Annotated in this window: 5 protein-coding genes; 2 read left to right on the forward strand and 3 right to left on the reverse strand. The window is 75.2% G+C overall.

Translation table 11 applies throughout. The features are described from left to right. A partial coding sequence (infC, locus tag NWP10_RS10610; protein ID WP_258300881.1) for a translation initiation factor IF-3 occupies positions 1-854 on the reverse strand: 854 nt, incomplete at its 3' end. Positions 855-1,148: 294 nt separating this feature from the next. Here infC and NWP10_RS10615 point away from each other — a divergent pair. Then, positions 1,149-1,520 (forward strand): DUF1844 domain-containing protein, encoded by a 372-nt coding sequence (locus NWP10_RS10615; RefSeq protein WP_158494420.1) that lies wholly within the window; start codon positions 1,149-1,151, stop codon positions 1,518-1,520. 105 nt (positions 1,521-1,625) lie between these two features. Here the strand turns inward: NWP10_RS10615 and NWP10_RS10620 are convergent, their stop codons facing one another. Next, positions 1,626-2,087 carry a hypothetical protein gene (locus tag NWP10_RS10620; RefSeq protein ID WP_258300882.1) on the reverse strand — a complete coding sequence of 154 codons (462 nt, stop codon included), beginning with the start codon at positions 2,085-2,087 and terminating at the stop codon, positions 1,626-1,628. A 367-nt stretch (positions 2,088-2,454) separates the two neighbouring features. On the opposite strand from NWP10_RS10620, the gene NWP10_RS10625 reads away from it, so the two are divergent. After that, a complete protein-coding gene (locus NWP10_RS10625; protein WP_002854852.1) occupies positions 2,455-2,703 on the forward strand; it encodes a WhiB family transcriptional regulator in 249 nt (82 codons plus the stop codon). 76 nt (positions 2,704-2,779) lie between these two features. Here the strand turns inward: NWP10_RS10625 and NWP10_RS10630 are convergent, their stop codons facing one another. Beyond that, complete coding sequence (locus NWP10_RS10630) at positions 2,780-4,288, reverse strand: sensor histidine kinase (protein WP_258300883.1); 1,509 nt, start codon at positions 4,286-4,288, stop codon at positions 2,780-2,782. Between the last annotated feature and the right edge of the window lie 133 nt (positions 4,289-4,421).

Below are 4,421 nucleotides of genomic sequence, written 5' to 3' on the forward strand. Positions count from 1 at the left end.
GCCGGGGCCTTGGGCGCCTGCTTCGGCGCGGCCTGGGCGGCCGGCGTCGCGGGGGCCTTCGGCGCCTGCTTCGGCTCGGCGGAGGCGGCCGGCGCGGCGGGAGCGGACTCCTGCGTGCGGGCCGCCATGGCCTTGAGCTGCTCCGGGAACGCGTCCCCGACCGAGTTCTTCACCGGGGCGGCGTTGGCCGCGGCCTTCTCGGCGGCGCGGGCCTTGGCCTCGCGGGCGGCCTGGTCGCGGCGCGAGCCGCCGCCCTGACGCTCACGGTGGCTGTCCTCGGAGTTCTTGCGCTGGTCCGCACGGGCGTCCGCCTTGGTGCGCAGCGGGCCGATGACCATCACCATGTTGCGGCCGTCCTGACGGGGCTGCGACTCCACGGTGCCCAGCTCCGCCACGTCCTCGGCGAACTGCTGGAGCAGCTTGATGCCGAGCTCGGGGCGCTGCTGCTCACGGCCGCGGAACTGGATGATGGCCTTGACCTTGTCGCCCTGGCTCAGGAACTTCTTGGCGTGGCCGGTCTTGGTCTCGTAGTCGTGCTTGTCGATCTTCAGGCGGAAGCGGACCTCCTTGAGGACCGTGTTCACCTGGTTCTTGCGCGACTCGCGGGCCTTGACCGCGGCCTCGTACTTGTACTTGCCGAAGTCCATCAGCTTGCACACCGGAGGCTTGGCCGTGGGGGCCACCTCCACGAGATCCAGGTCCGCCTCGGCGGCGAGACGGAGGGCGTCCTCGACGCGGACGATGCCGACCTGCTCGCCGTTCGGGCCGACCAGGCGGACTTCCGGAACGCGAATACGCTCGTTGATGCGGGGATCGCTGATGGTGCTACTCCTGTGTTGAGGCGACGGGTTCACCCGCGCCCGCCGGACAGGCCCCCGGAAATGAGAAAGGCCTCCCCGCGTGGACGCGGACGGAGGCCTCGACACGGTCCCGACGGGCGGGACCCTCGGCGCGGGACGCGCGCCACGAGGGCGATCGTCCCGACCGGTGACCCGGCAACTCGGCCCGGGGCGAACCGGACATGCTGCTGACGCGGGTGGGAGAAAGGCCTCCACTTTGCTGCTCCCGGGCCGTGTCCGCCGGCCACCGGGTTCACCGGAGGACGCAACGGGCGCAGACCAGGAGTGGTCTATGGGAAGCTTACCACCATGACAGACGAACGTCAGGCCCACGACGCCAACGACCAGGACTCCCCCGCGGAGGTCCGCGACATCCACGAGGTCCCCGCGGTGGAGGTCATCACCACCACCGCCGTGCACCTCATGACGGCCGCCGCCGTGAAGTGCGGCCTGGCCGACTCCCCCGACGCCCGCGAGCTGGTGGACCTCGACGAGGCGCGCAAGCTGATCACCGCCCTCGCCGGCCTGGTGACCGCGGCCGCCCCGGAGATCGGCAGCCAGCACGCCGGTCCGCTGCGCGACGGGCTCCGCTCCCTGCAGCTGGCCTTCCGCGAGGCCTCCCCCTTCCCGGACGCTCCGGGCAAGGGCCCCGGCGAGAAGTTCACCGGCCCGGTCAACTGACCCGCGCGGTCTGCGCCGCGGACCCGCGCCACGACGACGGCGCGCCCCCTGTCCGCAGGGGGCGCGCCGTCGTCGTCGGGGCCGGGGGCTCGGGGGCCGCACCGGTCACTCGGAGGAGGGCTCCCGCGCCGCCGAGGACAGGTGGGCGGTCACCGGCCGCGAGAACAGGGTGACCAGGGCGATGCCGGAGACCGCGAGCAGCACGCCGCCGACCACCGGCTCCCCCACGCTGAACAGCCAGGAGGAGAGCAGGACGCCGAAGAGCTGCACCGCGGTGGCGGCGCCCCGGCTCCACGCCCGGCCGCGCAGCAGGGCCACGGACGTCACCAGGATCCACAGGCCCAGCAGCACGTAGATCACGATGAGCATCACCCGCGCCCCGGCGGGCAGCACCCCGTCCCCCAGGTGCGCGATCGCGTCGCCGGCGAGCCAGAGCAGGGCGGCGGCCTGCAGCGCGAGCGCGGCCGCCACCACGAGCGCGGCGACGGGCGCGCGGACGCCCTCCGGCGCGGGAGCGGCCGGGGCCTCGCGGGGAGCGACGGGATCGGGGCGGCGGGACTGCGCCATGGGGTGCCTCTTCCTCGGGAGCGCGGACGTGACTCCACGGTACGCCGGGCGGCGGCCGCGCCGCGGCCGGCGGACCCGGGCCCGCCGCGAGGACCGAGGCCGGTGTGACGAAGGACGCACGCCGCAGGCCGGGCGCGGACCCGCACCCCTCTTGTTCCCGCGCCGGGGCCGTGCGAGGATGACACGCAAGAGATTTCCGGGGGCCGCATTCGCATGAAGGCGGTCCCCGTTGCAATGACCAGGGTCGCCCTCCCGTTCCGGCTGTGCCGCGCGTCGCCCGCGCCGGTCCCCCGGACCCGCCGCCGGTGGAGGCCGCGACCACCGGCGCCTCCGGGCTCCGGCTTCCCGACAGAAAGTGAGCGGACCGATGGATTGGCGCAGCAAGGCAGCCTGCCTGGACAAGGATCCGGAGCTCTTCTTCCCCGTGGGCAACACGGGCCCGGCCCTCCTGCAGATCGAGGAGGCCAAGGCCGTGTGCCGCTCGTGCGAGGTCGTGGACACGTGCCTGAAGTGGGCCATGGAGTCCGGGCAGGACTCCGGCGTCTGGGGCGGTATGAGCGAGGACGAGCGCCGGGCGATGAAGCGCCGCGCCGCGCGCGCCCGCCGCGCCTCCTGACGCCCCGCCGCCTCGCAGCCCCTCGGACAGGCCCCGCCGATCACTCGGCGGGGCCTTTGTCCTGCCCGGGCCCGGATCAGGCGGTCGGGATGCGCAGCACCACCCGCGTGCCGCCGTCGGTCAGCCGCTCCCACCGCAGGGTGCCGCGCAGGTCCCCCTCCACCATCGTCTGGACGATCCGCAGCCCCAGCCCCGCCCCGTCCGCGGCCGGCTGGAACTCCCCCGGGGACCAGCCGTCCTCGACGCCGGACCCGCCGTCCGTGACGGAGACGACCAGGACCGATCCGGCGGGCGTGAGCTCGCGCTCGGCGTGTAGCTCCACACGTCCGCCGGCCGGGGCCGTGCCGTGCTCCACGGCGTTGGCGGCGAGCTCGTTGAGCACGAGCGCGAGCGGGGTGGTCACGTGCGAGGGCAGCTCCCCGAACTCCCCCGAGGCGGCCGCCTCGAGAGGCCGCCCGTCGCCGGAGACCTCCACGGCGAGCCGGAACTGACGCTTGAGCAGGTCGTCCACGGGGACCTGCCCGTCGATCTCCTCGCTCAGGGTCTGATGCACGAGCGCGATGGTGTCCACGCGCCGCATCGCCTGGCGCAGCGCGCGCTCGGCCTCCGGCGAGGAGGTCCGGCGGGCCTGCATGCGCAGCAGGGAGCCGACCGTCTGGAGGTTGTTCTTCACGCGGTGGTGGATCTCGCGGATCGTCGCGTCCTTGGAGACCAGCCGCTGCTCCTGGCGGCGCAGCTCGGTGACGTCGCGCAGCAGCAGGAGGGCCCCGTGCCAGCCGTCGGGGCCCAGGAGCGGCACGGAGCGCACCGTGAGGGACGCGCCCCGGGACTGCACCTCGCGGCGCCCGGCCCGTAGGCCCGTGAGCACCGCCCAGGTGCCCTCCTCGCTCGGCTGGCGGGCGGCGTCCGTCCCCGCGAGCAAGTCCGTGAGGCGGCGCCCCTCCAGGGTGGCCGCGATGCCCAGGCGGCGCAGGGCCGAGACCGCGTTGGGGCTGGTGAACCGGGCCACGGAGTCCTCGCCGAGCACCACGAGGCCGTCGCCCACGCGCGGGGTGCCGCCGGCCCACAGGCCCGCCGACTCCTCGGGGGCCGGCCACCGCCCGTGCTGCATCATGTCCAGCAGGCTGTCCGCCGTGCGGATGTAGTTCTCCTCGATCACCGAGCGGGAGGGCCGTCCGTGGGGATCGCCGTGCGCGGACAGGACGGCCACCACCCGGCCGCGCCGCACCACGGGCCACAGCCGCACCTGCAGCGTGCCGTCCGGCGTCTCGACCGGGCCCGCGCCCTCGGGGCGCTCGCCGCCGGACCACGTGCTCGCGACGACGGCGCGCAGGTCCGCGCGGGCGCGCGAGCCCACGATGTCCCGGTGGAACAGCGTGGGGGCGGTGAAGGGGCGCACCTGGGCGACCGCGACGAAGCCCTCGGCCGGGTCCGGCCGCGGGGCGGGACACCACAGCACGAGGTCGGCGAGGGCGAGGTCCGCCACGAGCTGCCAGTCCCCCACCAGGAGCTGCAGCCACGAGCGGTCCTCGTCCGCCAGGTCCGGGTGGGATGTCAGGGGGTCCGGCGCGAGCGAGCTGACCATGGCATCAGGGTACGGCGGCGGGAGGGCCGCGCCGCGTCCTCGTCCTGCGGGTGTCGTCGCGCGGCGCCGGCGGGCCCCTGCCCGGCGGGCCGACGGCGGCGCCCGGTCCGGCGAGCGCCGCGCGGGTCGACGT

It is taken from the genome of Micrococcus sp. HG099, from assembly GCF_024723355.1.
In the GTDB taxonomy this organism is placed as follows: Bacteria; Actinomycetota; Actinomycetes; order Actinomycetales; family Micrococcaceae; genus Micrococcus; species Micrococcus endophyticus.